This is a genomic window from Williamsia sp. CHRR-6, assembly GCF_018474015.1.
Classification (GTDB): domain Bacteria; phylum Actinomycetota; class Actinomycetes; order Mycobacteriales; family Mycobacteriaceae; genus Williamsia_A.
In genome coordinates this window covers 158,220-185,141 of sequence record NZ_JAHCSG010000006.1, presented here as the reverse complement: position 1 = coordinate 185,141, position 26,922 = coordinate 158,220, and the positions used below count along the sequence as shown (strand labels likewise).

Genomic DNA, 26,922 nt, shown 5'->3' with positions numbered 1-26,922 from the left:
AAGCGCGCTGATCAGGCCGCGTAACCCGGCGGCAGTCCGGTGAAGAAGTCCCGGGTGACAGCGACCGCGTTGTCCGAGCTGGCACCCAGGACTACGAGTGTCGCAAAGGCCAGATCGCCCCGGTAGCCGGCAAACCAGGCATGCGATCCGCCGGGGACCTCGGCCTCCCCGGTCTTGCCGAACACCTCGCCCTGATCCTTGATCCGATCGGCGGTGCCGTCGAGGACCACCGCACGCATCATCGGGCGCAGTGCACTGAGCACCGTCGGGTCGAGGGTGGGATGCGGCCCGGTCACCGTGGTGGGTCGCCCGATGATCAGCTGCGGGGTAGGCCGCGAACCGTGCTCGATTGTGGCCGCCACCATCGCCAAACCGAACGGACTCGTCAGCACCTTGCCCTGACCGAAGCCGTCCTCGGTTCGTGCGATCAACTCCGGGGCTATCGGCACCGAGCCGGACTGGATCGGGATTCCCGGGACGTCGAAGCCGGTGCCGATGCCCATGCCTGCGGCCGCGTTGGCCAGGTCCGACGGCCCCATCTGGCTGGCCAGCTTGGCGAACGTGGTGTTGCACGAGCGGGCGAAAGCCATCTGCATCGACACGGTGCCCAACGCGAAGTTGTTGTAGTTGGGGATGGTCCGCTCGCCGATGGTCACCTCCCCCGGGCAGCCGACGAGGGTACCCGGCTGCGAGAGTCCGGTGGAGATGGCGGCCGCCGAGGTAACCATCTTGAACGTCGAGCCCGGCGGGTACTGCCCGATGGTGGCCAACGGTCCGCCCTTGTCGGCCAACGAGTTCTGCGCCACGGCGAGCAACCGTCCGGTGGAGGGCTGGATGACCACCATCATGGTCGCCAGATCCCGACGGTTGTCCACCGCGCGCTGAGCTGCGACCTGCACCGTGCGCGAGAGACTGATGTCCACCGACGGCGCGGGCTGCGGCGCCACCTCGGCCAGTACGTCGGCGGTGGCCCCGTTGGCGTTGAGGGAGAGCACCCGCCACCCGGCCTTGCCGTCGAGATCGGCGGCCACCTGCTTTTTGACCTGCGTCAGCAGGGCCGGGGCGAACGTGGGGTCGGTGGGCACCAGGTCGGCCTGCTCGGAGGCCGACACGCCCGGAACGGCTGCCAGCTGATCGCTGATCTGGTCGTAGCGTGCGCGATCGAGGGTGGCCACGGCGTAGGTGCCGGTGGTCGCGCTCGCGTCTTCGGCGATCGCCTGCGCGTTGAGCGTCGGGTCGAAGCGAGCCAGGACTGCGGTCAACCGCACCGCAGCGTCCCCGATGGAACCCGCCGCGTTGGCGGCGGCGGCGTTGAAGCCGATCCGGAACACCGAACCCGCGACCAGCACCGACGAACCGTCGGCCTCGTCGACCGAACCCACCGGCGCGGTGATCGTCTGCAGTTGCATGCGTTGGGTGGCACCGAGATCGGGATGGATGTCGGTGTTGTCCCACCGCACTTGCCAACCGGAGTCGTTGCGCGCCATGGCGATCGCCCCGGTGTAGGTCCACACCTGACCGCGCGGCAACGTCCAGCGGTACCGCACGCCCACCGAGGCGGTGTCACCAGTGACGCTGGTCTTGCCCACGTTCGCGGTCATGGCGGTGGCTTGCAGTCCGGCCCAGGCGGATTCGATGTCAGCGGTAGCCTGTCGCGGCGAGTCGGTGCTCCTGGCGGCGGCGGCCGTGTCGTGGGCGGCGAACACCGTCAGAAAACGCTGGGCGGCAGCTCGCGGTCCGTTGTCGCTCGTCGAGGTGCATGCCGCCGAGCACAGCACCGACCCCACCGCGAGGAGGACCACCAGAATCTGCACCCGGTGGGCGATCGGGGTCTTGCGCGGTGTGGGGCTGATCATCGGCTCTGATGCTAGGCCGGACCGCGCCCGGGATCACGACGCCACGCAGCGGGTACCCCAACCGATTCGAGGTCCTAGATCGAGGGGGTCAGTCGACGAGAATGGTCGCGAAGGTGCCCACCTCGTCGAAACCGACGCGACGGTAGGCCGCTCGGGCGGGGTGGTTGAAGCTGTTGACGTAGAGGCTCGCGGTGCGGGACTCGGCGGTGATCGCAGCGACCACCGCGGCCGTTCCCGCGGCCCCGAGGCCCTTGCCGCGGCGCTTCGGTGACACCCAGACCCCCTGGATCTGACCGACCCGGCGTGACATCGACCCCACCTCGGCCTTGTACACCACCTCGCCGTCGTCGAACCGGGCGTAGGCCCGACCGGCTCGGATCAACGCGGCGATCCGACGCCGGTACGATCGGCCGCCGTCACCGAGGCACGGGTCGACCCCCACCTCCCCGGTGAACATGTCGATGGCGGCGGGCAGGTAGGCGTCGATCTCGGTGATCCGCACCCGCCGCACACCCGGGTCGGGTGCGATGGCCGGGGGGCCCGACATCGCCAACAACGGCTGATCGGACCGCACCTCGCGCGCCGGACCCCACTGGCTGCTGGCATGGCGCCAGAACTCCATCACGTGCTCGGCCCGACCCACCACCGACGAGCACATCCGCGGAGAGCGCAGGGCCCGGGCGGCGAACGCCGCGATGTCCTCGGCGTCGCCGAGCAGCGGGATGAGGTTCGCACCGGAGAAACAGAGGGCCGTGAGCGGATCGCCGTTGCTCCACAGTTCGCCGCCGAGCGAGCGTGGGCTCACCCCTTGCTCCTCGACTCGCGCGGCGACCATGCACATGGCCACCGGGTCGAGATCGAGGGCGTGACCGACCACCTCGGCATCCCGCGAACCGAGGGGCTTGTCGCCCAACAGCTTCAGAACCATGGCTCCCGGCCCGATCGGAGTGAGAGCGACCCGACGTGTTCGCCGGATCGTGCACAACAGCGCCCGGTCGAATCGTCCGGGTGCACGTGGATGCGTGTCGGGACCGTGATCTCGACGCGCAGGTCAGCTCAGCTGACGGTCACCACCGGGCCACCGACAACCGCGCCATCGTCAGTGTTCCCTGTTTCAGCCGCAATGCGAAGAGCCTCTTCGATCAAAGTCTCCACGATCTGCGCTTCGGGCACGGTCTTGATCACCTCACCCTTGACGAAGATCTGGCCCTTGCCGTTGCCCGACGCCACACCGAGGTCGGCGTCGCGGGCCTCACCAGGCCCGTTGACGACACATCCCATGACCGCCACCCGCAGCGGCACCTCCAGACCCTCGAGTCCGGCAGTGACCTGCTCGGCGAGGGTGTAGACGTCCACCTGGGCCCGCCCGCAGGAGGGACAGGAGACGATCTCGAGCTTGCGGGGGCGCAGGTTGAGCGATTGCAGGATCTGATCGCCCACCTTCACCTCCTCGGCGGGCGGGGCCGACAGCGACACCCGGATGGTGTCGCCGATGCCCTCGGACAACAACGCCCCGAAGGCGACCGCGGATTTGATGGTGCCCTGGAACGCGGGCCCGGCCTCGGTCACCCCCAGGTGCAGCGGGTAGTCGCACTGTGCGGCGAGTTGGCGGTAGGCCTCGACCATGATCACCGGATCGTTGTGCTTGACCGAGATCTTGATGTCGCCATAGCCGTGCTCCTCGAACAGGCTCGCCTCCCACAACGCCGATTCCACCAGCGCCTCGGGCGTGGCCTTGCCGTACTTGGCCAGCAGCCGCGGGTCCAACGATCCGGCGTTCACGCCGATCCGGATGGGGATGTTGGCGTCCTTGGCCGCGAGCGCCACATCCTTGACCCGTCCGTCGAACTCCTTGATGTTGCCCGGGTTCACACGCACCGCAGCGCAGCCGGCCTCGATGGCGGCGAAGATGTAGCGCGGCTGGAAGTGGATGTCGGCGATGACAGGGATCTGACTCTTCTTGGCGATCACCGCCAAGGCGTCGGCGTCCTCCTGGCGCGGACAGGCGACTCGGACGATGTCGCATCCGCTCGCCGTCAGCTGCGCGATCTGTTGCAGCGTGGCGTTGATGTCGTGGGTTTTGGTGGTGGTCATCGACTGCACCGAGATGGGGTGATCACTGCCCACCCCCACCGAACCCACCTGGATCTGCCGGGTACGTCGGCGCGGTGCCAGCACCGGCGGCGGTCCGGCGGGCATCCCCAGACCGATCGGTGTGGACGAACCCGGATTGTTCGGAGCAGAACTCTGCGAGGTCATGAACTCACTTCCTAGAAGACCTTGACGGGGTTGATGATGTCGGCGCTGAGCGTGAGCACCATGAACGCACCCATCACCGCGAGCACCGCGTAGGTGGCGGGCATCATCTTCATGTAGTCGACCGGCCCTCGGGCCACCTTGCCCAGCCGACGGCGAATTGCGTTGCGGGCCTTCTCGTATCCGATCAACGCCATGTGTCCACCGTCGAGCGGAAGCAGTGGCACGAGGTTGAACAGGCCCAGGAAGAAGTTGATGCTGGCCAGCAGGTAGATGAAGAACGGCCATTGGCCTCGGTCGGCGGCCTGTCCCCCGATGACCGAGGCCCCGTAGACGCTGATGGGCGTGTCCGACGAACGCTCACCGCCGGTGACCGAGGTCCACAGCGCGCCGACCTTCTGCGGCAGCGAGAGCAGCGAGTCGACCGTCTTGACAAGCAGTTCACCGGTGAAGGCGACCGAACCCGGCACCGCAGAGAGCACGTTGTAGTGGGTGATGATCCCGGCGTCGGACAGCGATACCCCGATCGCGCCCACGGTGGTCGAGGTGATCGTCCCGTCGGGGGATCGAACCGGGCGCTGCACCTGGGTGACCGGGACTGTCACGTTCTGTTCACGTCCGTCGCGTTCGATTGTCAGCACCGCCGAGGGTCCGGAGGTCTTCTTGATCGTGGCGACCAGATCCGTCGACGTCGCGATCTTCGTCCCGTCGACGGCCACGATCCGATCGCCCTCCCGCAGCCCGGCGGCCTGGGCCGGGGCGGTGCCGGTGCAGGACGACAGTTTCCCGGAGGCATCGGCCGACAGCGAGATGCACGACATCTCCGCGACCCCGACCTTGGTGTTGCCGCTGAGGCTGGGCAGCCCCCAGCCGACCGCCAAGACCATGATGAGCACGAATCCGAGCACGAAGTTCTGTGCCGGCCCGGCGGCCAGGACGACCAGCCGTTTCCACGCCTTCTGCCGGTACATCGCCCGGTGTGCATGGCGCGGGTCGATCTCGTCGTAGGTGGTCATCCCGGCGATGTCGCAGAAGCCGCCGAGGGGCAGCCACTTCAGTCCGTATTCGGTCTCGCCGCGCCGTGTGGACCAGATGGTGGGGCCGAAGCCGACGAAGTAGCGGCGCACGTACATGCCGGTGCGCTGCGCGGCCCACATGTGCCCACATTCGTGCCACGCGATGGACAGCAGCAGACCCACGGCGAACAGGACTGCTCCCAGGATGAACCCCACCTGCGCTTCTACCTCCTTAGCCCCGCGTCGCCGACCAACTCGGCGGCTCGCCGGCGCGCCCACGAGTCCGCTGCGAGGACGTCCTCAACGGTACCCGGCTCACGCGCCCACTCGTTCGCCTCCGCCAACACGTCGGCGACGATGCCGACGATGCGCCCGAACGTGATGGCCCCGTCGAAGAATCCTTGGGCGGCAGCCTCGTTGGCCGCGTTGAACACTGCGGTCAGACTGCCCCCGCCGCGCCCCGCCGCGCGGGCGAGCTCGATGGCCGGGAACACCACGTCGTCGACCGGCTCGAACGTCCAGGTGGCGGCGTGGGAGAAGTCGCATGCGGTCGACGATCCGGGCACCCGGTCGGGCCACCCCAAGGCCAGCGCGATCGGTAGTTTCATCGACGGCGGTGAGGCCTTGGCGATGGTGGCTCCGTCGACGAAGGTGACCATCGAGTGCACGATCGACTGCGGGTGCACGGTCACATCGATGCGGTCGTAGGGCACGTCGAAGAGCAGGTGCGCCTCGACCACCTCCAACGCCTTGTTCACCAGGGTTGCCGAGTTCAGGGTGATCATCGGCCCCATCGACCAGGTGGGGTGTCGTCCGGCCTGCTCGGGGGTGACCGACTCGAGCTGTGCGGCGGTCCATCCGCGGAACGGGCCGCCGGATGCGGTGACCACCAGCCGCTCGACCTCCGCGGTGGTGCCCGCGCGCAGACACTGCGCGATGGCCGAGTGCTCGGAGTCGACGGGGATCAGCTGCCCAGGGGCCGCAGCGGCCAGCACCAGCGCTCCCCCAGCGACGAGAGATTCCTTGTTGGCCAACGCAAGTCGCGCACCGGTGCCCAGGGCAGCCAGCGTGGGCCGCAGCCCCAGCGATCCGACCACCGCGTTGAGCACCACGTCGGCCTGCACCGACTCGATCAGCTCACACATCGCCGACTCGCCGCCACGGACGGCGCCGCCCAGAGCCGCTCCGACCTCGATGGCCGCCGTCGGATCGGCCACCGCCACCGCCTCGGGGCCCAGCCCCCAGGTACGGGCTTGAGCGATCAGCAGGTCCGGGTTGGACCCGCCTGCGCCCAGGCCGACCACCGAGAACCGGTCCGGGTGCTCGGTGATCACCTCCAGCGCCTGCACGCCGATCGAGCCGGTGGAACCGAGGATCAGTACACGGGTGGTCACCGCGTCATTGTGGTCGGCCGATGGTGGGCATGCCAATGTCGTGCGATGTCGGCGCGGCGGGCGATCCACACCCGCTCATGCGACTCGATGTGGTCGAGAACCCGTTCCAGAGCTGCGATCCGCGCCGGTCGGCCCATCAGCCGACAGTGCAATCCGACCGACAGCATCTTCGGCGACCCGGCGATGCCCTCGGCGTAGAGCGTGTCGAACGCATCGCAGACATAGGTCTCGAAGTCGGCACCGGTGGCAAACCCCGAGGACGATGAGAACTTCATGTCGTTGGTGTCGAGGGTGTAGGGCACCACCAGGTGATCGACCGGGGCGTCGGATCCGACCCGAACCCAGTACGGCAGGTCATCGGCGTAACTGTCGGAGTCGTAGAGAAAGCCGCCGTGGGAGACCACCAACGATCGGGTGTTGGGCGAATCACGACCGGTGTACCAGCCCACCGGCGGTGACCCGGTGATCTCGGTCAGCAACTCCACCGCCCGGTGCAGGTGGTCTGCCTCGACGGCTGGATCGATCTGCTGATAGTTCAACCAGCGGTAGCCGTGCGCAGCGATCTCATCGCCCCGAGCGGCGAACGCGGCGGCGACCTCGAGGTTGCGGGCCAGGGCCTGGGCGACGGCGAACACCGTCAGCGGCAGCGCCCGCCGATCGAACAACCTCAGGATGCGCCAGACCCCCGCACGAGAGCCGTACTCGTAGAGCGATTCCATACTCATGTGTCGGTCCGGGAACGCCGCAGGCGCGGCCATCTCGGAGAGAAAGGTCTCACTGGCCGCGTCGCCGTGCAGCACGCTGTTCTCCGAGCCCTCCTCATAGTTCAAGACGAACTGGACGGCGATCGCGGCGTTGTCCGGCCAGCGCGGATCCGGCGGATGGGCCCCGTAGCCGACCATGTCGCGCGGGTAGTTCTCGGAGCGATATGACATGAGCGACACGCCGTCATTGTCACACCCGGCCTCGGTGGCCGCAGGCCGTCGGACGACCGACGATATGCTGAAGCACACCACCGTCCGCGCCCGCGGGAAGCGGCGCAGGAGCACGAGGAGACACAGTGGCAAGCAGCGAGGTCGAGCACACCAAGCACGGCGAGGTCGCACACGAGCCGATCGACACCGGCTGGGCCCGTGAACCCGCCGACGCCCCGAGCGCACGTTTCGGATGGCACGGCGAGAACAAGACCACGATGCGGGTGGCGGGCTGGCTGGCCGGGGTGCTGCTGCTGGCGATGCTGATCGGTAACCACAAGGGCCGGGTCGAGGACCTCTACCTCATCGGCATCACCGCGGTGCTGTGGTTCATCCTCATCCGCGATCTGGTGCTCAGCCGCGGCAAGTGGAAGAACTGATCACCCCTCTGCGGCCAGCTGACCGCAGGCGGCCGAGATCTCCCGGCCCCGGGTGTCGCGAACCGTACACGCCACACCACCCTCGTTGACCAACGCCACGAACCTGCGCTCCACATCTTTGGGTGCCGCATCCCACTCGCTACCCGGCGTCGGGTTCAGCGGTATCACGTTGACGTGCGCCAGATTTCCCAGATGCTGTCGCAATCGGGTGGACAACAACCGTGCCCGCCACGGCTGATCGTTCACGTCCCGGATCAGCGCGTACTCGATCGAGACACGACGGCCCGAACGATCGGCGTAGTGGCGTGCCGCCGCGAGAACCTCGTCGATGGGCCATCGGTTGTTCACCGGCACCAGGGTGTCGCGCAGCTCGTCATCAGGCGTGTGCAGCGACACCGCGAGACGAACCTGCAGCCCCTCGTCGGCAAGCCGACGAATAGCCGGTGCCAGCCCCACGGTCGACACCGTGACCGAGCGCTGCGAGATCCCCAACCCGTCGGGAGCGGGCGAGATGATGCGCAGCAACGCATCTCGTAACCGGTTGTAGTTGGCCAACGGCTCACCCATGCCCATGAACACCACGTTGGACAGCCGCCGCGCTCCGGCGAGCTCCCCGTCGGCCACAGCACGAGCCGCGGCGCGCACCTGATCGACGATCTCGGCGGTGGACAGATTGCGGTCCAACCCACCCTGGCCGGTGGCACAGAACGGACACGCCATCCCACAACCGGCCTGACTGGACACACACACCGTGGTCCGATCGGCGTAGCCCATCAGCACCGACTCCACCATCGTCCCGTCGTGCAGGCGCCACAACGTCTTGCGGGTCGTCCCGTCGTCACAGGCGATGTGACGGACCGGGGTCATCAAGGTGGGGAACAGTCGCTGCCCCACCGCCTCACGGACCGCCGCGGGCAGATCGGTCATCTCGGCCGGATCAGCACACAGCCGCCCGTAGTACTGCCGCGCCAGCTGATCGGCCCGGAACCGGGGCAGTCCTAGGCCCACCACTGCGTCCACGCGGCCGTCGGCGTCGAGATCGGCGAGGTGGACCGGCGGCCGACCGCGGCGCGGGGCGTCGAACACGAGGGGCAGGGAAGGACCGGGCATGGTGTGACGTTCCTGTATGAATACGGAGAAGTCCAATCGAACGGTGGCACCACCGTTCGAGCGAGCATCACAACGATAGGACGCATCCCCCATGACTCAACGCGCCGACTCCGCTCCCGACGGCGACGCCGCAGACGGCGCGGGCCTGCCTCCGGCTGCGGTCGATCCCGACACCGACATCTCGGCCGCCCGCCGAGCTCTCCGAGGAGTCAAGTACACCCGTACCGCCTCGGCCTGGGCCGGCCTGATCACCGGCGCCGCCCTGCTGATCCTCCTGCTGGTGTTCATCCTGCAGAACCTCGAGAGTCAGCAGACCCACCTGTTGTTCTGGACGGTGTCGCTGCCTCAGGGTGTCGGTCTGCTCATCGCAGCTGCCGTGGGCGCATTGGTGGCCGGAGTAGTCGGGGCCGCACGGATCCACCAGGTGAAACGGGCCATCAAGAAGGCGTGATCAGGGGGGTCAGCTCAAGCCCCTAGATCAAGGCACTGAGCACGGCCCACACCACGAAGGCCGAGGGCAGGATGGAATCGAGGCGATCCATGATGCCGCCGTGTCCGGGTAGCAGCGTGCCCATGTCCTTGATGCCGAGGTCACGCTTGACCTGGGACTCCACCAGATCGCCCAGAGTCGCGCACACAACCAGGACCGGTCCGAGGATCACGCCGATCCACCACTGGCCCTCGACGAGGAACGTGACGGTGCAGACTGCACCCACCGTGCCGAACAGCAGCGACCCAGCCATGCCCTCCCACGACTTCTTGGGGCTGATCGCAGGCACCATCGGATGCCGCCCGAACAGCACACCTGCGGTGTAACCGCCGACATCGGAGCACACGACGACGATCATCAGGGTCAACACGCGCGCCCAGCCGCGATCCTGCAACACCAGCAACACCGCGAACGATGCCAGCAGCGGTAGCCATGCGAGCACGAAGATGGTGACGGCGAGATCGCGAAGGTAGTTGACCGGCGCCGCAGACGTGCCCTGCGACAACAACTTCCACACCATGGTCACCAGAACGGTGGCCATGAACGACACCAGTACCCCGGTGACACCGAACGGCCACGCCGACCACATGATCGCCTGGCCGCCGACGAACAACGGGAGCATCGCGACGCCGTAGCCGCCGGTCCGCAGCCGCTTGATGACCTCCCATTCGGCCACCGCGATCGCCACCGCCACCACCGGAATCCATCCGATCGGCGCGAAGATCAGGGTGAGCAGCACGCCGACACCGAGGGAACCGCCGACCGCAATCGCGGCGGGTAGGTTGCGTCCGGCGCGAGAAGTGGCCGGCGGTGCCGCCGCAGCGTCACCTTCGGGGCCCGACGGTTGACCGGACTGGGTCCGCGTCGGTTCGGTTTCGGTCACACCACGTCTCGTCTCTCCCGTTGCCACTCGATCTGCCGCCTCGCCGTGTCCCACCCAACAGGCCGACACCATCTCGGGGTGGGACCTGCGGGTCATCAGACCTCGAGCAGCTCGGCTTCTTTGTGCTTGACCAGGTCGTCGATCTGGCTGACGTAGCCGGCGGTGGTCTTGTCGAGATCCTTCTCGGCCCGACCCACCTCGTCTTCGCCGGCCTCACCGTCCTTCTGGATGCGCTTGAGTTCGTCGACAGCCTTGCGACGAACGTTGCGGATCGAGATCTTGGCGTCCTCACCCTTCGCCTTGACCTGTTTGACCAGTTCACGTCGGCGTTCCTCGGTGAGCTGCGGGATGCCGATCCGGATGATCGTGCCGTCGTTGCTGGGGTTCACCCCGAGATCTGAGTTGCGGATGGCGGTCTCGATGTCCTTGAGCGAACTCGCCTCATACGGCTTGATGACCACCAGCCGCGCCTCGGGTGTGGTGATCGAGGAGATCTGGGTGATGGGGGTGGTGGCGCCGTAGTAGTCGATGACGATCCGATTGAACATCGATGGGTTGGCGCGGCCGGTGCGGATCGACCCCATGTCGTCCTTGGCGACACTGACGGCCTTCTCCATCTTCTCCTCGGCGTCGAAGAGTGTTTCGTCGATCACGGGTTTGCCTCCGTCACGGTGCTGGACTGCGTGGTGCTGGGTCGCGGGTGCTCGGGGTGGGGGTGCTCGGGGTGGTACCGGATCCCGCGTGCTGGGGTTGTTCTCACGTACTGACCAGTGTGCCGATCTTCTCACCTGCGACCGCCCGCGCGATGTTGCCCTCCTGCAGCAGGTTGAAGACGAGAATCGGCATCTTGTTGTCCATACACAGACTGAAGGCGGTCGAGTCGGCGACGGCAAGCCCCTTCTCGATCACCTCACGGTGAGTGATCTGGCTGAACAGGGTGGCAGACGGATCGACGCGCGGGTCCGCGGAATACACCCCGTCGACCGCCTTGGCCATCAACACCACTTCGGCCTTGATCTCCAGTGCGCGCTGCGCAGCGGTGGTGTCGGTGGAGAAGTAGGGCATGCCCATGCCCGCACCGAAGATCACCACGCGCCCCTTCTCGAGGTGCCGCTGGGCTCGTAGCGGCAGGTAAGGCTCGGCCACCTGTCCCATGGTGATCGCGGTCTGCACCCGCGTCGCGACGTTCTCCTTCTCCAGGAAATCCTGCAACGCCAGGCAGTTCATCACCGTACCGAGCATGCCCATGTAGTCCGAACGGGCACGATCGAGGCCACGCTGTTGCAGTTCGGCCCCGCGGAAGAAGTTGCCGCCACCGATGACCACCGCCACCTGGACCTGACGTGCCACCACGTCACGGATCTGGGCGGCGACGGTGGCGACCACATCGGGATCGAGCCCCACCTTGCCGCCACCGAACATCTCACCGCCGAGTTTGAGAACCACCCGCCGATAGCCTTTGCGCGTGGCCGAACCCTCGTCGGCGGCCGTCTGCTCGGTCATGCGTCACCCTTCGTGTCATCACGGCACCTGCGAGATGCATCTTCCGGCACACGCGCCACCTCGGCGCGTGACGGAGTCTGGCCCGGTGCCCCGATGATCCTATGCGGTCAGCGACCGCCATCGCGCCCCCCACGTCACGGCCGCCACATACGACGACAGCCCCACCGGATGGCTCCGACGGGGCTGCCGACGTGGGTTGTCAGGCCTGGCCGACCTCGAACCGGGTGAACGCGACGACGGTGACACCGGCCTCGTCCAGCACGGCCTTCACCGTCTTCTTCGAGTCCTGCACCGAGGACTGGTCGATCAGCACGACGTCCTTGTAGAACCCGGTGACACGACCCTCGACGATCTTGGGCAGCGCCTGCTCGGGCTTGCCCTCCTCGCGTGCGGTCTGCTCGGCGATGCGCCGCTCGTTCTCGACGATGTCGGCAGGAACCTCGTCGCGGGTGGCGTACTTCGCCTTGAGCGCGGCCACCTGCATGGCGGCCGCCCGAGCAGCCTCAGCAGCGTCGGGGCCGTCGCCGGTGTAGGACACCAGCACACCGACCGCGGGAGGCAGGTCGGAGGCCCGCTTGTGCAGGTAGCTGGCGACGGGTCCGTCGTAGGCCACGACGCGCCGCAGCTCCAGTTTCTCGCCGATCTTGGCCGAGAGCGCGGCCACGGCCTCGCCGACGGTGCCACCGTCGAGCGGTGCTGCCGACAGCGCCTCGAGGTCGCCGGCCCGGCTCGCCACGGCGGCGGTGACGATCTTGTCGGCCAGCTGCTGGAACTCGTCGTTCTTGGCGACAAAGTCGGTCTCGCAGTTGATCTCGATCATCACGCCGTCGCGGGTGGCGACGAGGCCCTCAGCGGTGGAGCGCTCAGCGCGCTTGCCCACGTCCTTGGCGCCCTTGATGCGCAGCTCCTCGACAGCCTTGTCGAAGTCGCCATCATTGTTGGCCAGTGCGTTCTTGCAGTCGAGCATGCCGGAACCGGTCAGTTCGCGGAGCCGCTTGACGTCGGCGGCGGTGTAGTTCGCCATCAGTGGCGAGCCTCCTTCGATCTCGGGCGGGCGGCGGGCGCCCAAAGCGCCTGTCGCACACCACATTGGTGATGTCACGCGTCGTCGGGCGACGCCGCGAGAGTGTCGGGTCCGATCACAGCGACGGTGCCGGGCCGGGTGGCCCGACACCGTCGGCTGCAACGAGATCTCACGCCGAGGGGGTCCTCGGCGGGGCGTCAGGCGCCGGCGTCGGCCGCCGGAGCTGCCGCAGCCTCGGCGACCGGGGCGTCGCCCACGGGTGCGGTCGCCTGATCCAGCAGCTCCTGCTCCCACTCGGCGAGGGGTTCACCGGCTCCCACCTCGGGCTTGCTGTCGCCGTCGGCACCACGGCTGGCACGCGACTGCACACCCTCGGCGACCGCTGAGGCCACCACGCGGGTCAGCAGGGCGGCACTGCGGATGGCGTCGTCGTTACCCGGGATCGGGTAGTCGACGAGGTCGGGGTCGCAGTTGGTGTCGAGGATCGCGATGACCGGGATGTTCAGCTTGCGGGCCTCGCCGACGGCGATGTGTTCTTTGTTGGTGTCCACGATCCACACCGCAGACGGCACCTTGGCCATGTCCCGGATGCCACCGAGAGTGCGGTCGAGCTTGGTCATCTCACGCGTGAGCATGAGGATTTCCTTCTTGGTGCGACCCTCGAAACCGCCGGTCTGCTCCATGGTCTCGAGTTCCTTCAGGCGCTGCAGGCGCTTGTGGACGGTGGAGAAGTTGGTCAGCATTCCGCCGAGCCACCGCTGGTTCACGTAGGGCATGCCGACGCGGGTGGCCTCGGAGGCGATGGATTCCTGTGCCTGCTTCTTGGTGCCGACGAAGAGGATGGTGCCACCGTGGGCGACGGTCTCCTTGACGAACTCGTAGGCCTTGTCGATGAAGGTCAGGGTCTGCTGCAGGTCGATGATGTAGATGCCGTTGCGATCGGTGAAGATGAATCGCTTCATCTTCGGATTCCAACGTCGGGTCTGATGCCCGAAATGAGCGCCGCTGTCCAGCAGCTGCTTCATGGTCACGACAGCCATGTCGATTGTTCTCTTCTCGTGTGCAGTTGGTCGTCGGTCACGGTGTGGCCGACCCTGACGTCTGTCACCGAGTCAGACCCGGAGCGATTCCGGGACCGCCTGCTCGGAGGTCGTCGGGCGTGTATCCCGCGAGGCGGGCGCCTGATCACAGACGTGCGAAGTCACCCGATCGTTCGTGGCCATGCGAGATCAGTCACGAACGACGGAGTGCAGGAGCAAGTGTACGCAGGTCGGGCGTGGTGACGAAATCGCCGGGGCCGCCACGACACGCCCCGCTGGGCCGGGAACCGGCGGGCTGCGATGTGCGTCGTAGGACCATGCGAGCACTGCGGTCCATCGGTCTTTCCACCCGTCGGTCCATCGGCCTGTCCATGGGCCGGATCCTCGGCATACCGATCCTCCTTGCGGCGATCGGTCTCACCGTCACCCCACCCTGGGCGGTCGGCGCACCCCCCATCCCGGGCGGCTACGGCTGGCCGTTGTCCCCGCGACCGACGGTGGTGCGAGGCTTCGATCCACCCGCGCAGCGCTGGCTGGCCGGGCATCGCGGAGTCGATCTGGCGCCGACCGGGGGTCTGGGGACGGGATCGGCAGTGCTGGCGGCGGGTGTCGGCGTGGTGCACTTTGCCGGATCGGTGGGTGGCAAGTCGGTCGTGTCGGTGTTGCACCCCGACGGCCTGCTGACCACCTACGAGCCGGTACGCCCCGCGGTGGTCACCGGCACCCCGGTCACGCGGGGAACAGTGCTGGGCACCGTGCTGGGCGGGCACCTGGGCTGCGTCGGCACGTGTCTGCACTGGGGCGCGCGTCGTGGGACCGGCTCGGCCGCAACCTATCTCGACCCGCTGGCACTGCTGGGAGTGGTGCGGGTCCGCCTCAAACCACTGAACGAGGACGATGCCGGCTGATCAGGCGCGCGGGTGCGCCTGCCGATGCACCGCACGCAGCCGTTCGACCCCCACATGGGTGTAGAGCTGCGTGGTGGCCAGCGAGGAGTGTCCGAGCAGTTCTTGCACCACGCGCAGATCTGCGCCGCCCTCCAACAGGTGGGTGGCTGCCGAATGCCGCAGTCCGTGCGGCCCGATGTCGGGGGCACCGTCGACTGCGGCGGTCGCCGCGTGCACCACCCGTCGCGCGGTGCGCGGGTCGAGTCGCCCACCGCGCGCTCCGAGTAGCAGCGCCGCCCCCGAGGTGGGTCCGACCAACGCTGGGCGCCCCCGCTGCTGCCATTCGGTGAGGGCGGCCGCTGCGGGTACCCCGAACGGCACCGACCTCTGCTTGTCGCCCTTGCCGATCACCCGCAGCACCCGCCGACCGTCATCGATGTCGCCGACGTCGAGGCCGCACAACTCACCGACGCGGATCCCGGTGGCGTACAACAACTCCAGGATCAGCCGATCGCGCACACTGACCGGGTCGGCCGGGTCGGCGCGGCGGGTGGCGGCATCGGTGAGGGTGCGCGCCTGCTCGGTGCTGAGCACCGCGGGCAGCGTGCGATGAGCCCTGGGTGCCTGCAGCCGGGTGGACACGTCGTCGGCCAGCAGCCCTTCACGAGCAGCCCAGGCGCAGAAGGTCTTCGCCGACGACACGTGGCGGGCCACCGTGGTGCGGGCCGCCCCGCGGCGGGTGGTCTCGGCCAACCACGCGCGCAGCACCGCCAGGTCGATCTCGGCGATGGACTGTCCTCGGGCCCCGGCGAAGCTGACCAGTGCCCGCACGTCGGCCAGGTAGGCGCGGACGGTGGCGGGACTGCTGCCCTTCTCGAAGCGCAGATACGCCTCGAAGTCGGTGAGCCGTGCCGATGCCGTCATGGTCGAAAGCACACGTCAACAGGTAGCTCCGCGCAAGCAGCCACGCGGCATACGCAGCTGAACGTGGTGTATCCGACGGCCTCTCGCCGGTCGCGCGACCGCGGGTTCACGCTCACGGTGCGATACCGGCGGCCGCTTCGCGGGCTCGCAGCTCGGCCTTCCACTGCCGGAACCCTTCCTCGGTGCGTCCGCGCCGCCAGTACCCCGAGATGGATGCATCGCCCGCAGGGACTGCGCGTTCGCGACGGATGTAGCGGCGCAGGTTCGACATCACCGTCTGCGCCTCACCATGGATGAAGACCTGTACGCGTCCCGGTAGCCACGGTGCGGCGCGGACGGCGGCGATGAGCGGGGCGTTGTCGCCGGTGACGGCGGGATCGGCCGAGTCCGACGGCGCGCCGCGATGCACCCAGGTGATGCTCGCGCCCGGCGGTGCGGACAACTCGATCTCGTCCTCGGGTCCAGCGACCTCGATGAACACCTGCGCCACGGCATCGGTCGGCAGCGCCTCCACAGCGGCGGCCACCGCGGGCAGTCCGGCCTCGTCGGCGGCCATCAGATGCCAGTCCACCTCCGCCGAGGGTCGGTAGCCACTTCCCGGCCCGAGGAAGCGGATCGTCTCCCCGGGCTGCGCTCGCAAGGCCCACGGTCCGGCCACACCGGCCTCCCCGTGGACCACGAAGTCGACCGCGATGCGACGGCGCTGCGCGTCGACCGAGCGCACCGTGTAGGTGCGCACGGTCGGCTGATCCTCCGGGGCGAATTCCGAGCGGATCCTTTCCAGGTCGAACGGTTCCGGGTACTCGACACCCGCCGCAGGGAACAGGAACTTGATGTAGGAGTCGGTGTCCTCCGACGCCTCGAAGTCGGCAAAGCCGTCACCACCCAGGTACACGCGGATCATGTGGGGACTCAGGCGGCGGGTCTCGAGGACGGTCATGCTGGTGAGGCGCTTGGCCATGGCAGGGCTCCTTGCTGTCGCCCGACCACGCTACCCGAGGTTTATTAGGACAGCCTAAGTCAGGCGTCGGTGGGTGCAGCCCAGCTGTCGCGCAGGCCCCACGCCTGCCCGTATCCGCCATCGGACTCCGACCGCGCCATCAACTCCAGGAACGGCTGCGCACCGAACGCCTCCGGTCCCAACACACCCGCCCCGCTCCACGTTCCGGCGGCCAAGAGTTCCAGTGCCACAACAGGTCCCAGCGCCGTCTGCCACACCACGCATTGCGTGCCGTACTCACGCATGGTCCATTCGTTGTCGCTGACGTGGTAGAGGTAGACCTCACGCGGGCGCCCGTCGCGGGTGCCGGTCACCCAGGTCCCCGCACAGGTCTTGCCGGTCATTCGAGGGCCGATGGTGGCCGGATCGGGCAGGGCCGCAGCAACCACGTCACGCGGCGCCACCTCGACCGGCCCGGCAGGCGATCGGACGGTGATCGCAGCGGTGGAGTCGAGGCCCAGGGTATGCAGGGTGCGCAGCACACCGATGAACTCCGCACCCAGCCCGTACTTGAAGGTGACCCGCCGCGCATCGAGCCATCGCGGCATCAACAGCACCTCTTCGTGCTCCACGTTGACGCATTCGACCGGACCGATCCCGTCCGGGAACTCGAAGACCTCCGGTTCGGAGAACGGCGGGGTGGTGAACCAGCCGCGGTCCTTCTCCCAGATCACCGGCGGGTTGAGGCATTCCTCGATGGTGGTCCAGATGGAAAACGACGGGGCGAAGATCTCGTTGCCGTCGTCGTCACGCACCACCAGGTTGGCCCCGTCGCGGGTGCCCAACTCCTCGACACTGTCGAAGAGCTCGTCGCAGGCGTACCGGGCGAAAATGTCGGACAGTCCGGGTTCCACACCCATCCCGACCAGCGCAAGCCGACCCTGGTCGCGCCAGATCGAGTCCGCCGCGAACTGCGCCTCCCCCAACATCACCCCGGTCTGGGCGTAGGGCCGCTCGGGATGCGGCGAACTCAGGCTCATCGCCATGTCGAGGTAGTCGGCACCAGCGGCGAGAGCTCCGGCGAACACCGTCGGGACGAATGCGGGCTCGACCGCATTCATCACGTGGGTGATCTGATGCTCGGTCGCCAAAGCAGCCACCGCATCGGCATCGGAGGCATCGATGTGAGCAGCACTGAACCGAGCCGCCGACGGTGCGTCCACCCGATCTGTCACCGCCGCCACGGTGCGTTGCGCGCGGGCCAGGTCGTAGTCGGAGACCACCATCGCCTCGAAGAACGTTCGACGCGCAGCGATCTTGGCCAACGCATCGCCCACGCCACCGGCACCCACCACCAAGATCCTCATCGCCTCAGGGTAGTCACCGGGCGCCCTGCACCACCGGTGAACGCCAACCACCGTCGATGGCCTCGGCAAGTCCGTGGATGTCGAGCACCGCCAGCGCCGAACGGGTCGAGGGCACGTCCACCCCGACCGCGAAAGCGATCTCGGCGACAGTCGCCGACCCGCTGCGCGGCAACGCATCCCGCACCCGCGCCGCGGTGTCGTCGAGGTCGATGGCCGGTGAGACACCGTCGGTGCCGTGCCCTCGATCGCCGACGGGCACCGCCCCGATGCTCAGTCCGTCCGGGCAGATCATGCGCTCGATCCCGGCCCCGTCGACGATCACCTGAGCCTGCTCTTCGCTGATCAGCTTGTGGCAGCCCACCGACATCGCCGACGAGATCGGGCCGGGCACCGCCCCGAGCGGAAGTCCCAGCCAGCGAGCCCATTTCGCGGTGTTGGCGGTGCCGCTGCGGCGCCCGGCCTCGACCACCACCACCGCGCTCGACAGCGCCGCCACCAGTCGATTGCGGGTGAGGAATCGGTGCTTCATCCCAGAGGTACCGGGCGCGTACTCGGTCACCAGTCCGCCAGTCGCGGCGATCTCGGCGAACAGTTGCCCGTGGGGGGCCGGATAGTCAACGTCGATCCCGCAGGCCAGCACCGCCACCGTGGTCCCGCCGCCACCGAGGGCGCTGCGATGCGCTGCGGCGTCGATCCCGTAGGCACCACCGGAGACGATGGGGCGACCACCACCGATCAGATCGTCGACCAGCAGCCCTGTGCAGTGCCGACCGTAGGCGGTGCACGCCCGTGAACCGACCATCGCCACCGCGCCCTCGACCAGATGGTCGAGTCGACGACGACCACGAACCCACAGCGCCAGCGGCGGACCCGAAGTCGCCGCCTCAGGGGTGCGGGTCAGTCCCAGCAGTGGCCATCCCGGCCACTCCGGGTCATGCGGGGTGACCAAACGTCCGCCGAGTCGATCGACCACGTCCAGATCTGCTGCGGCGGTGTTCTTCTCGAATCGAGCCGCGGTGGCAGCGAGCACCTTTTCGAAGCCGGCGGGGACCCGACGATCAGCGACCGCACGCGCCGCCTCGAGCGCACCGAGGTGTTCGACCAACGCGACCAGCGGCCCGCACGGCGGCTCGGCCACCGCCGAGAGATAGGCCCACGCACGCCGTTCGGCATCATCCATCACCGCACCTCCTGAGTCGTCACCGCGCACCTGATCGCCCGGTGTGCTCACGCGTAGCCCCGATCGCGGAACAGCAACGCCTGGGCCACCTGCGCCTCTGTCGGAGCCGACAAGCCACCGAGATCGGCCAGCGTCCACGCCAGGCGCAGTGCACGATCGGCACCACGCGCCGAGATCCGACCATCGCGGAGGAACAACTCGATGGGCCTGAGGGCGGCCGACGGCAATCGGAACTCCTGGCGCAGAACCGATCCCGGCACCTCACTGTTGGTCTGCCAGCCGTGTTCAGCCCACCGCTGCCGAGCGATCTGCCGCGCCGCGCCGACCCGGGCCCGTACCACGGCACTGGATTCACCGACGGTGTCCATCAGGGCGGCGTTACCGGGTGGATCCATGCGCACCCGGATGTCGACACGGTCCATCAGGGGCCCGGACAACTTGCCCAGATACTTTCGGCGCACCTGTGCTGAACACACGCAGTCCACATCACGCGCAGGCGCACACGGACACGGATTGGCCGAGAGGATCAGTTGGAAGCGGGCCGGCAGCACCGCGACACCGTCGCGTCGCATGATGCGGGTCTCCCCTTCCTCCAACGGAGTTCGCAACGAGTCCAACGCCTTGACCCCCATCTCGGCACATTCGTCGAGAAACAGCACCCCCCGATGGGCACGGGAGACCGCACCGGGCTTGGCCATCCCGGTTCCCCCACCGACCAGCGCAGTCGACGACGTGGAGTGGTGAGGTGCGATGAACGGCGGCTCGGTCACCAGCGGGTGATCGGCGGGCAGGCTGCCCGCGATCGAGTGGATGGCGGTCACCTCCAACGATTCCATCTCGGTCAGCGACGGCAGGATGCCGGGCAGGCGCCGGGCCAGCATCGTCTTGCCGATCCCAGGCGGGCCGGTCATCAGCACGTGATGGGCGCCGGCGGCGGCGATCTCGAGCGCGTAGCGGGCCTCGGTCTGTCCCACCACGTCCGCCAGATCGGGCACCCCGATCGGCGGGGGTGGAGACGCCGACGGATCGACGGTGTCGAGCGCGCGATCGCCGGCCAACCAGGCCATCACCTCGGTCAGGTGCGTCGCTCCCCCGACGTCGAGGCCTGAGACCAGCGCGGCCTCAGCCACATTCGCCAGTGGCACCACCACGTGGGTGAACCCGGCGCGGCGAGCGGCAACCACCGACGGCAACACTCCACGCACGCCACGGATGCGGCCGTCGAGACCCAGCTCTCCGAGGAACACCGTGGAGTCCAGACGGTGGGTCGCCACCTCCCCGTTCGCCGCCAACACCGCGATGGCAAGGGCCAGATCGTAATTCGATCCACTCTTGGGCAGGCTGGCCGGTGACAGGTTCAATGTGACACGGCCATCGGGCCACGGCTTCTCCGAGTTGGTGATGGCGGCCCGCACCCGATCGCGCGACTCCTTGAGCGAGGCGTCGGCCATCCCGACCAGGGAGACACCCGGCAGTCCCTGTCCGATGAACGCCTCGATCTCCACCACCACACCGTCGACTCCACTGATGGCGACTGTGCGTACCCGGCCCAGCGACATCAGAACACCCCCCGCAGATGCCGCAGGTGAGCTCGCCCGGTCGAGTCGATCGACACCGCGATGACATCGAATCGCACTGCCGGCCAGCGTCGTTGTTGTTGGGCCAGCCACAGCTGGATCAACCGCCGCAGGCGCCGGTACTTGTCAGCAGTGACCGCGGCCGCGGGGTCGCCGAAGGTGGTGCCGGTCCTGGTCTTGACCTCGACGGCGACCAACACGTCGCCGTCGAGCGCGATCAGATCCAACTCACCGTAGCGACAACGCCAATTTCGTTCCAGGACTTGCCAACCCGACTTCTCCAGGTGGTCGGCGGCGGCGTCTTCGCCGCGGCGGCCGATGATCTGGCGGCGTCGGTCGGGTTCTCGTCTGCTCGTTGCCATGGGCCCAGCGTGGACCTCGTCGACCACCGACCCACCCGCTCAGCGGGCTGTGGGGACCAATTCTGTGGACAGTGCCGAAGCTGTGTAGAACGCCGTCCTGCGACGATCAGATCGCGTCGCTATCAGTCCGGCAGCGCACCGTCTTCGGGCAGCCGTAGCTCGGACTTCTCGAGCTCTTCGATGTTGACGTCCTTGAACGTGATCACGCGCACCTGTTTGACGAAACGTGCCGGGCGGTACATGTCCCACACCCAGGCGTCAGCCAGGCGCAGCTCGAAGTAGACCTCACCGTCGGCGTTGCGGGGCATCAGCTCCACCGAGTTGGCCAGGTAGAAGCGCCGTTCGGTCTCCACCACGTAGGTGAACTGACCGACCACGTCCTTGTACTCGCGGTACAGGGAGAGTTCCATCTCGGTCTCGTACTTCTCGAGATCCTCAGCACTCATGTGGCAAGCCTAGTCACCCGTCGGACCGCACACTCACCGGGTGAGGCAACCTCGGACCGCGTCTCATCGCGCGCGTTGCGGTTGCGCACGCTGCGCCACGTTCCGATACGACATCCGATGCTGAACCGATGGGCCGAGTTCGTCGAGGGCCGACATGTGCAGCGCGGTGCTGTACCCCTTGTGCACCGCGAAGTGATAGCCCGGAAGCTCGTCGTCCATGGCGACCATGATCCGATCTCGTGTCACCTTGGCCAGGATGCTGGCGGCTGCGATGCAGGCAGCCGCGCCGTCGCCGCCGATGACCGGCAGCGACGGCGCGGTCAGTCCGGGCACAGCGAATCCGTCGGACAGCACATACCCCGGCGCCACCGCGAGCGTCGCGACCGCCCGGCGCATGCCTTCGATGTTGGCCACGTGGACGCCGATCCGGTCGACCTCGTCGGCCTCGATGACCACCACGCTGGTGGCCACGGCGTGCCGGATCACCGAGGTGTACAGCCGCTCTCGGGTCGCCTCACCGAGTCGCTTGGAGTCGTCGAGATCGGCCAGCGACCGCAGCTGCGCGGGTTTGAGGACGCATGCGGCCACCACCAGCGGCCCGGCGCACGCGCCGCGTCCGGCCTCATCCACACCGGCCACCGGACCGAGCCCGGAGTTGCTCAGCGCGAACTCGAAGGTTCTCAGGCCGCCCGCGCGCCGAACCGGCGCGCGTGGTGGCCACCGACTGCTCGCGTACACCAGAGGCCTACCGCTGGGGGTTGTGCGAGCCCACCCCACCGAGCCGTGAGAACGGGTAGATGATGAAGCGCACCTTGCCGCGGATGTTGCCGATCGGCACGGTGCCCATCAGCTCGTCGGAGATGTGGAAGCGGGAGTCGGCCGAGTTGCCGCGGTTGTCGCCCATCACCCAGACATGACCCTTGGGGACTGTGATCGGCCCGAAATTCGGTCCGAGGCAACTGGTCGTCCGATTCGACGCGGGGTCGGTGGCGAAGGAGTCCTTTTGTTGCAGCGCACGGTCGATGTAGGGCTCGTCGAGGGGTTTGCCGTTGACCGTGACGCCTTTGCTGTCCGCGTTGTCGCACTCGACGGTCTGCCCGCCGGTCGCGATGACGCGTTTGACGAGGTCGTTCTCGTCGGGCGGCGCAAACCCGAACCAGGACAACACATCCTGTAGGCCACGAATGACCGTGTTCTTCGATCGTGGTGAGGTCCACTGTGAATCCCAGGACCGGGTCGGGGCCTTGAACACCACGACGTCGCCCGGCTCGGGGTCGCTGAACCGGTAGGTCAGCTTGTCGATCACGATGCGATCGTTGGTGCATCCGGCGCAGCCGCGCAGGGTGTTCTCCATCGATTCCGACGGGATCACGTACTGCCGACCGACGAAGGTCTGCAACACCCAGGTGAGCACCAGGACGCTGATGATGATGATCGCCGTCTCCCGCAGGAACGACCGCGCCGACGACGAAGACCCGCCGCTGGCGGATACGTCTGCCTTGGTCCGCCAGGGTGTGGCACCCGCTGCATCCGGCGCTTCCGGCTCGGTGGAGGAGGACCGATCACCGAGGCCACGGGATTCGTCGTCGGCGGGATTGGGGCGCGGAGTCTGTGGCACTCGACCAGCCTAGAGGACGATCGAGGACGACCGACCGGCCGGACTCGAGCCGACCGAACAGGTCCGAATCAGCGCTTTTCCTTGATCTTTGCGGCTTTACCACGCAGATCACGCAAGTAGTACAGCTTGGCGCGGCGCACATCACCGCGGGTGACGACATCGACCTTGGCCAGGGTGGGGCTGTGCACTGGGAAGGTGCGCTCCACGCCGACACCGAAGGACACCTTGCGCACGGTGAAGGTCTCGCGCAGGCCGCCGCCCTGACGTCGGATGACGACGCCCTTGAACACCTGGACGCGCTCCTTGGAACCCTCGATGACCTTGACGTGGACGTCGAGGGTGTCGCCGGGGCGGAAGTCGGGAATGTCGTCACGCAACGACTGCTGGTCGAGGAAGTCCAGGGTGTTCATCTTCGGAGTCCTATCTGATTCTCACTGGGAACAGAGGAACCTGGCGGCCGGCGCCTGGAAGGGCGGCACGGTTCGACCGGTTCGTGCTCAGGTCGTGGGTCGGTCGCGGCGCCTTGAACGGATCTGCAATCGACAAGGGCGAGCGGCAACCCCACGATTGTGCCAGATCAGCCACACCAGACGAAATCGTCGAACCGCGGCCGTCAGCGGCGCGAGGCCGGATCCCGGTGTCGATCGATGGACTGCTCGGCCGTCGGCGAGTCCCCGCGCGGGTCGACGACACCCGTGGCCGACCCCACTGGGTCGGGGGAGGCCTCCACGCGTGCGGCATCGGCGGGGCGGGCCCAGGCCCGCGACGGGCCGAACACTCGCGGCAGATCGTGCGGGGGCGGCGGTGCTGCGTGCACCACCTCGTCGAGCATTGCCTCGGCTGCGGCCTTGACGTGCGGAACATCGGGTCGTCCGGCCATCAGGTCCTGCAGGTAGATCTTCGCCCGGATCACCGGACGTCGGATTCGGCGCTCGCGCCGCAGCGCGCGCTGCATTCGCCTGGGCCGGTTGGTGTAGCGCCATCGGGCCCAGGGTGAGCCTGGGCGTGCCATGCGCAGGGCACCCACGACCAGCAGCGGCCAGAAGAAGATCCCGATCAGACCTGTCCAGATCTTGCCCTTGACGAGTACCACGGCCGCCAACCCGATCCCGACCGCGGCGAAGACCAGCCCAACGACCACCTCCACCAGCGGAGCATCGGGCCCGAACGCCGACAGCTCGAACAGCTCCATCGGACGAAAACCCAAGAGCACCATGCCCGTTGCCCCGAGCGCGGCGAAGACCGCATCCACCGACGCGCGACCCTCCTCGGCCCAGTAGACATCACGCAGATAGAAGATGAGCGCGAACTCGTCGAGCACCAGCGCGGCACCGATCCCAAAGGCACAACTGAGCACCGACAGCGTGGCCTGGGAACCGGTGATCGACACCGCGATCAACGACACCCCCGAGACCAACGAGAGCACCACTCCGAAGACCATGTGATGGATATGGGTTTGTCCGGCGCTGACGTTGCCGAACCACCAACGCACCTCGGCGCGGATCAGCCGCACGCTCACTCGCGTCACGAGGAATCCGCCGATGAAGCCCACAAAGAAGAACAGCAGGGGCAGACGACCGGCACCGACGATGTCGTTGGTGTACCAGTGATGCATGTGTCCAGGTTAAACCGCCGACCCATCGTGCGAGGTCAGGTTGGTACCGGGCCGCACGGTCGATGGACCGATCAGGATTCGCCCGACTCCGCCTGCAGGCGTTCGATCAGATCGGGGCGTCGCAGCGCGGTGCGCGCACGCGCCTGCTCACGCCGCCAGCTGTCGATGGCGGCGTGATCGCCGCTGAGCAGGACCGGGGGCACGGCGTGACCGCGCCACACCTCGGGACGGGTGTAGCACGGCCCCTCGAGCAGACCGTCGGAGAACGAATCCTGTTGGTGTGACGCCTTGTTGCCCAGCACGCCGTCGATGAGTCGGACCGAGGCCTCGATCATCGCCACACACGCCACCTCGCCGCCGATCAACACATAGTCGCCGATCGAGACCTCCCGAACGCGCGCCCGGGTCGCGGTGTCGTCGATGACACGCTGGTCGATGCCCTCGTAGCGGCCGCAGGCGAACACCAGGTGCGACTCGGTGCTGAACTCCTCGGCAACCCGCTGGGTGAACGGTTCGCCTGCGGGCGTGGGCACCACCAGCAGCGCGTCGTCGGGGCACACCTCGTCGAGGCACTCGCCCCACACCTGGGGACGCATGACCATGCCGGGCCCACCGCCGTAGGGCGAATCGTCGACCGCACGATGCACATCGTGGGTCCAATCGCGTAGGTCATGGATGTCGAGGGTGATGATCCCGCGGTCTATGGCCCGACCGAGCAACGCCATCCGCAGCGGCGCGAGGTAGTCGGTGAAGATGCTGACCACGTCGATCCGCATGACCGGGCCGGCTGTCACTGCAGCTCGAGTAGTCCGTCGGGTGGATCGATGACGATGCCGCTCGTCGACACGATCGGGACGATCTCGGTGACGAAGGGGACGAGGATCTCGGCCCCGGCGTCGGTCTTCACCACCAGCGTGTCGCCACCGGGCAGGTGCAGAATCTCAGCGACCACACCCACCGCGTCGCCGACTCGGGTGGTGACGGCGACGCCCTCGAGTTCGTGGTCGTAGAACTCGTCGGGATCGTCGCCGGAATCCACGGCGGCGCTGTCGATGAGGAACAGCAGCCCCCGCAGGTCGTCGGCGCGGGCGCGATCATCGATCCCGGCCAACGCCAGCAACAGCCGACCGCTGTGGTCGCGGGCCGACTCGACCACGTATTCGCTCTCACCGCGGCCTTTGGGGAGGCGGCCTCGCAAGCGTGAACCCACCGCGAAACGGGTGTCAGGGTCGTCGGTACGCACGTCGACGACCACCTCGCCTCGGACGCCATGGGATTTGACCACTCGTCCGACGACAAGGTCCATCGGGGCGATCAGGTCAGCGATCGGTGTCGACGATGTCGAGGCGAAGACCACGACCACCGATACCGGCGACCAAGGTGCGCAGCGCGGTCGCCGTGCGACCGCCACGCCCGATCACCTTGCCCAGGTCGTCGGGGTGCACGTGCACCTCGACCAGCCGCCCGCGGCGACCGGTGATCATCTCGACCGACACGTCGTCGGGGTTGGCGACGATGCCGCGCACGAGGTGCTCGACGGCGTCGGCGACCACAGCACTCACGCGCCGGCCTCGGTCTCCGCAGCTGCGGGCGCCTCGGCGGCGGTCTCGGCGGGAGCGTCGGTGGCGTCAGCGGCAGGACCGTCGGCCTTCTTGGCGGCCTTCTTCTTGGGGGTGGTGGCCTCGGCGACCGGCTCGTTGTCGGCGGCGGCGAGCGCGGCATTGAACAGGTCGAGCTTGCTGGGCTTGGGCTCCTTGACCTTCAGGGTGCCCTCGGCGCCGGGGAGGCCCTTGAACTTCTGCCAGTCACCGGTCACCTTGAGCAGCGCAGCAACGGGCTCGGTGGGCTGGGCACCTACGCTCAACCAGTACTGGGCGCGCTCGGAATCGATCTCGATGAGCGACGGCTCTTCCTTGGGGTGGTACTTGCCGATGGTCTCGATGGCGCGGCCATCACGACGGGTGCGGGCGTCGGCGACGACGATCCGGTACTGCGGGGTGCGAATCTTGCCGAGGCGGGTGAGCTTGATCTTGACGGCCATGACTTCTTCTCTCAGTGGTCACTGCGCAATTCAGCGGCC

General features: G+C 67.7%; 30 protein-coding genes. 3 read left to right on the top strand and 27 right to left on the bottom strand.

The window, feature by feature from the left end; all coding sequences use genetic code 11:
* Positions 1-11: 11 nt before the first annotated feature.
* The 6 genes from KIK15_RS16610 to puuE form a co-directional block, all read right to left on the bottom strand.
* The gene (locus KIK15_RS16610; protein ID WP_214245831.1) at positions 12-1,856 is read right to left on the bottom strand and encodes a penicillin-binding transpeptidase domain-containing protein; all 1,845 of its coding nucleotides are present in this window, start codon (positions 1,854-1,856) and stop codon (positions 12-14) included.
* Between the two features lie 88 nt (positions 1,857-1,944).
* A complete protein-coding gene (locus tag KIK15_RS16605) occupies positions 1,945-2,784 on the bottom strand; it encodes a GNAT family N-acetyltransferase (RefSeq protein ID WP_214245830.1) in 840 nt (279 codons plus the stop codon).
* A gap of 128 nt (positions 2,785-2,912) precedes the next feature.
* Positions 2,913-4,115: a flavodoxin-dependent (E)-4-hydroxy-3-methylbut-2-enyl-diphosphate synthase gene (ispG, locus tag KIK15_RS16600; protein ID WP_214245829.1), complete on the bottom strand. Its 1,203-nt coding sequence runs from the start codon at positions 4,113-4,115 to the stop codon at positions 2,913-2,915.
* Positions 4,116-4,126: 11 nt separating this feature from the next.
* Complete coding sequence (locus KIK15_RS16595) at positions 4,127-5,344, bottom strand: RIP metalloprotease (protein WP_214245828.1); 1,218 nt, start codon at positions 5,342-5,344, stop codon at positions 4,127-4,129.
* A gap of 8 nt (positions 5,345-5,352) precedes the next feature.
* Positions 5,353-6,522: a 1-deoxy-D-xylulose-5-phosphate reductoisomerase gene (dxr, locus tag KIK15_RS16590; protein WP_214245827.1), complete on the bottom strand. Its 1,170-nt coding sequence runs from the start codon at positions 6,520-6,522 to the stop codon at positions 5,353-5,355.
* Complete coding sequence (gene puuE, locus KIK15_RS16585; protein WP_250324876.1) at positions 6,519-7,457, bottom strand: allantoinase PuuE; 939 nt, start codon at positions 7,455-7,457, stop codon at positions 6,519-6,521. The genes dxr and puuE overlap by 4 nt, the downstream gene beginning before the upstream one ends.
* Positions 7,458-7,582: 125 nt before the next feature.
* Between puuE and KIK15_RS16580 the strand changes: the two genes are divergently transcribed.
* Positions 7,583-7,876, top strand: coding sequence for a DUF2631 domain-containing protein (locus KIK15_RS16580; protein ID WP_214245826.1), 294 nt, complete (start codon positions 7,583-7,585; stop codon positions 7,874-7,876).
* On the opposite strand, the gene rlmN is transcribed toward KIK15_RS16580, so the two are convergent.
* Positions 7,877-8,986, bottom strand: coding sequence for a 23S rRNA (adenine(2503)-C(2))-methyltransferase RlmN (gene rlmN / locus KIK15_RS16575; RefSeq protein WP_214245825.1), 1,110 nt, complete (start codon positions 8,984-8,986; stop codon positions 7,877-7,879).
* Positions 8,987-9,077: 91 nt separating this feature from the next.
* On the opposite strand from rlmN, the gene KIK15_RS16570 reads away from it, so the two are divergent.
* Complete coding sequence (locus tag KIK15_RS16570; RefSeq protein ID WP_214245824.1) at positions 9,078-9,437, top strand: lipopolysaccharide assembly protein LapA domain-containing protein; 360 nt, start codon at positions 9,078-9,080, stop codon at positions 9,435-9,437.
* Positions 9,438-9,459: 22 nt separating this feature from the next.
* Here KIK15_RS16570 and KIK15_RS16565 read toward each other — a convergent pair whose 3' ends face one another.
* From KIK15_RS16565 to rpsB, 5 genes are all read right to left on the bottom strand, one after another.
* Complete coding sequence (locus KIK15_RS16565; RefSeq protein WP_307851941.1) at positions 9,460-10,359, bottom strand: phosphatidate cytidylyltransferase; 900 nt, start codon at positions 10,357-10,359, stop codon at positions 9,460-9,462.
* 95 nt (positions 10,360-10,454) lie between these two features.
* Positions 10,455-11,012: a ribosome recycling factor gene (gene frr, locus KIK15_RS16560; protein ID WP_214245823.1), complete on the bottom strand. Its 558-nt coding sequence runs from the start codon at positions 11,010-11,012 to the stop codon at positions 10,455-10,457.
* Positions 11,013-11,115: 103 nt separating this feature from the next.
* Complete coding sequence (gene pyrH / locus KIK15_RS16555; protein WP_214245822.1) at positions 11,116-11,862, bottom strand: UMP kinase; 747 nt, start codon at positions 11,860-11,862, stop codon at positions 11,116-11,118.
* 199 nt (positions 11,863-12,061) lie between these two features.
* Entirely contained in the window at positions 12,062-12,886 is an 825-nt protein-coding gene (gene tsf, locus KIK15_RS16550) for a translation elongation factor Ts (protein ID WP_214245821.1), read from the bottom strand.
* Between the two features lie 197 nt (positions 12,887-13,083).
* Positions 13,084-13,926, bottom strand: coding sequence for a 30S ribosomal protein S2 (gene rpsB, locus KIK15_RS16545; protein WP_214245820.1), 843 nt, complete (start codon positions 13,924-13,926; stop codon positions 13,084-13,086).
* A gap of 317 nt (positions 13,927-14,243) precedes the next feature.
* Between rpsB and KIK15_RS16540 the strand changes: the two genes are divergently transcribed.
* Positions 14,244-14,834 (top strand): M23 family metallopeptidase, encoded by a 591-nt coding sequence (locus KIK15_RS16540; RefSeq protein ID WP_250324842.1) that lies wholly within the window; start codon positions 14,244-14,246, stop codon positions 14,832-14,834.
* Here KIK15_RS16540 and KIK15_RS16535 read toward each other — a convergent pair whose 3' ends face one another.
* The 15 genes from KIK15_RS16535 to rpsP all read right to left on the bottom strand — a co-directional run bounded on the left by KIK15_RS16535 (position 14,835) and on the right by rpsP (position 26,883).
* The gene (locus tag KIK15_RS16535; RefSeq protein ID WP_214245819.1) at positions 14,835-15,737 is read right to left on the bottom strand and encodes a tyrosine recombinase XerC; all 903 of its coding nucleotides are present in this window, start codon (positions 15,735-15,737) and stop codon (positions 14,835-14,837) included.
* Between the two features lie 112 nt (positions 15,738-15,849).
* Positions 15,850-16,698 (bottom strand): siderophore-interacting protein, encoded by an 849-nt coding sequence (locus KIK15_RS16530; protein WP_214245818.1) that lies wholly within the window; start codon positions 16,696-16,698, stop codon positions 15,850-15,852.
* A gap of 59 nt (positions 16,699-16,757) precedes the next feature.
* Entirely contained in the window at positions 16,758-18,044 is a 1,287-nt protein-coding gene (locus KIK15_RS16525; protein ID WP_214245817.1) for a saccharopine dehydrogenase family protein, read from the bottom strand.
* A gap of 13 nt (positions 18,045-18,057) precedes the next feature.
* Positions 18,058-19,224, bottom strand: coding sequence for a DNA-processing protein DprA (gene dprA / locus KIK15_RS16520; RefSeq protein WP_214245816.1), 1,167 nt, complete (start codon positions 19,222-19,224; stop codon positions 18,058-18,060).
* Positions 19,225-19,271: 47 nt separating this feature from the next.
* Positions 19,272-20,783 carry a YifB family Mg chelatase-like AAA ATPase gene (locus tag KIK15_RS16515; RefSeq protein ID WP_214245815.1) on the bottom strand — a complete coding sequence of 504 codons (1,512 nt, stop codon included), beginning with the start codon at positions 20,781-20,783 and terminating at the stop codon, positions 19,272-19,274.
* Positions 20,783-21,163, bottom strand: a complete 381-nt coding sequence (locus KIK15_RS16510) for a YraN family protein (protein WP_214245814.1) — start codon at positions 21,161-21,163, stop codon at positions 20,783-20,785. The genes KIK15_RS16515 and KIK15_RS16510 overlap by 1 nt, the downstream gene beginning before the upstream one ends.
* Positions 21,164-21,285: 122 nt before the next feature.
* Positions 21,286-21,609 (bottom strand): DUF2469 domain-containing protein, encoded by a 324-nt coding sequence (locus KIK15_RS16505; RefSeq protein WP_214245813.1) that lies wholly within the window; start codon positions 21,607-21,609, stop codon positions 21,286-21,288.
* Between the two features lie 63 nt (positions 21,610-21,672).
* Positions 21,673-22,347 (bottom strand): ribonuclease HII, encoded by a 675-nt coding sequence (locus tag KIK15_RS16500; RefSeq protein WP_214245812.1) that lies wholly within the window; start codon positions 22,345-22,347, stop codon positions 21,673-21,675.
* A 7-nt stretch (positions 22,348-22,354) separates the two neighbouring features.
* Positions 22,355-23,227 (bottom strand): signal peptidase I, encoded by an 873-nt coding sequence (gene lepB, locus KIK15_RS16495; protein ID WP_214245811.1) that lies wholly within the window; start codon positions 23,225-23,227, stop codon positions 22,355-22,357.
* Positions 23,228-23,295: 68 nt separating this feature from the next.
* Complete coding sequence (rplS, locus tag KIK15_RS16490; RefSeq protein ID WP_214245810.1) at positions 23,296-23,637, bottom strand: 50S ribosomal protein L19; 342 nt, start codon at positions 23,635-23,637, stop codon at positions 23,296-23,298.
* A gap of 203 nt (positions 23,638-23,840) precedes the next feature.
* The gene (locus KIK15_RS16485) at positions 23,841-24,842 is read right to left on the bottom strand and encodes a hypothetical protein (protein ID WP_214245809.1); all 1,002 of its coding nucleotides are present in this window, start codon (positions 24,840-24,842) and stop codon (positions 23,841-23,843) included.
* Between the two features lie 71 nt (positions 24,843-24,913).
* Positions 24,914-25,618 carry a tRNA (guanosine(37)-N1)-methyltransferase TrmD gene (trmD, locus tag KIK15_RS16480; RefSeq protein ID WP_214245869.1) on the bottom strand — a complete coding sequence of 235 codons (705 nt, stop codon included), beginning with the start codon at positions 25,616-25,618 and terminating at the stop codon, positions 24,914-24,916.
* Positions 25,619-25,632: 14 nt separating this feature from the next.
* Positions 25,633-26,148, bottom strand: a complete 516-nt coding sequence (rimM, locus tag KIK15_RS16475) for a ribosome maturation factor RimM (protein WP_214245808.1) — start codon at positions 26,146-26,148, stop codon at positions 25,633-25,635.
* 13 nt (positions 26,149-26,161) lie between these two features.
* Positions 26,162-26,404, bottom strand: a complete 243-nt coding sequence (locus KIK15_RS16470; RefSeq protein ID WP_214245807.1) for an RNA-binding protein — start codon at positions 26,402-26,404, stop codon at positions 26,162-26,164.
* Positions 26,401-26,883: a 30S ribosomal protein S16 gene (gene rpsP, locus KIK15_RS16465; protein WP_214245806.1), complete on the bottom strand. Its 483-nt coding sequence runs from the start codon at positions 26,881-26,883 to the stop codon at positions 26,401-26,403. The genes KIK15_RS16470 and rpsP overlap by 4 nt, the downstream gene beginning before the upstream one ends.
* Positions 26,884-26,922 lie beyond the last annotated feature (39 nt).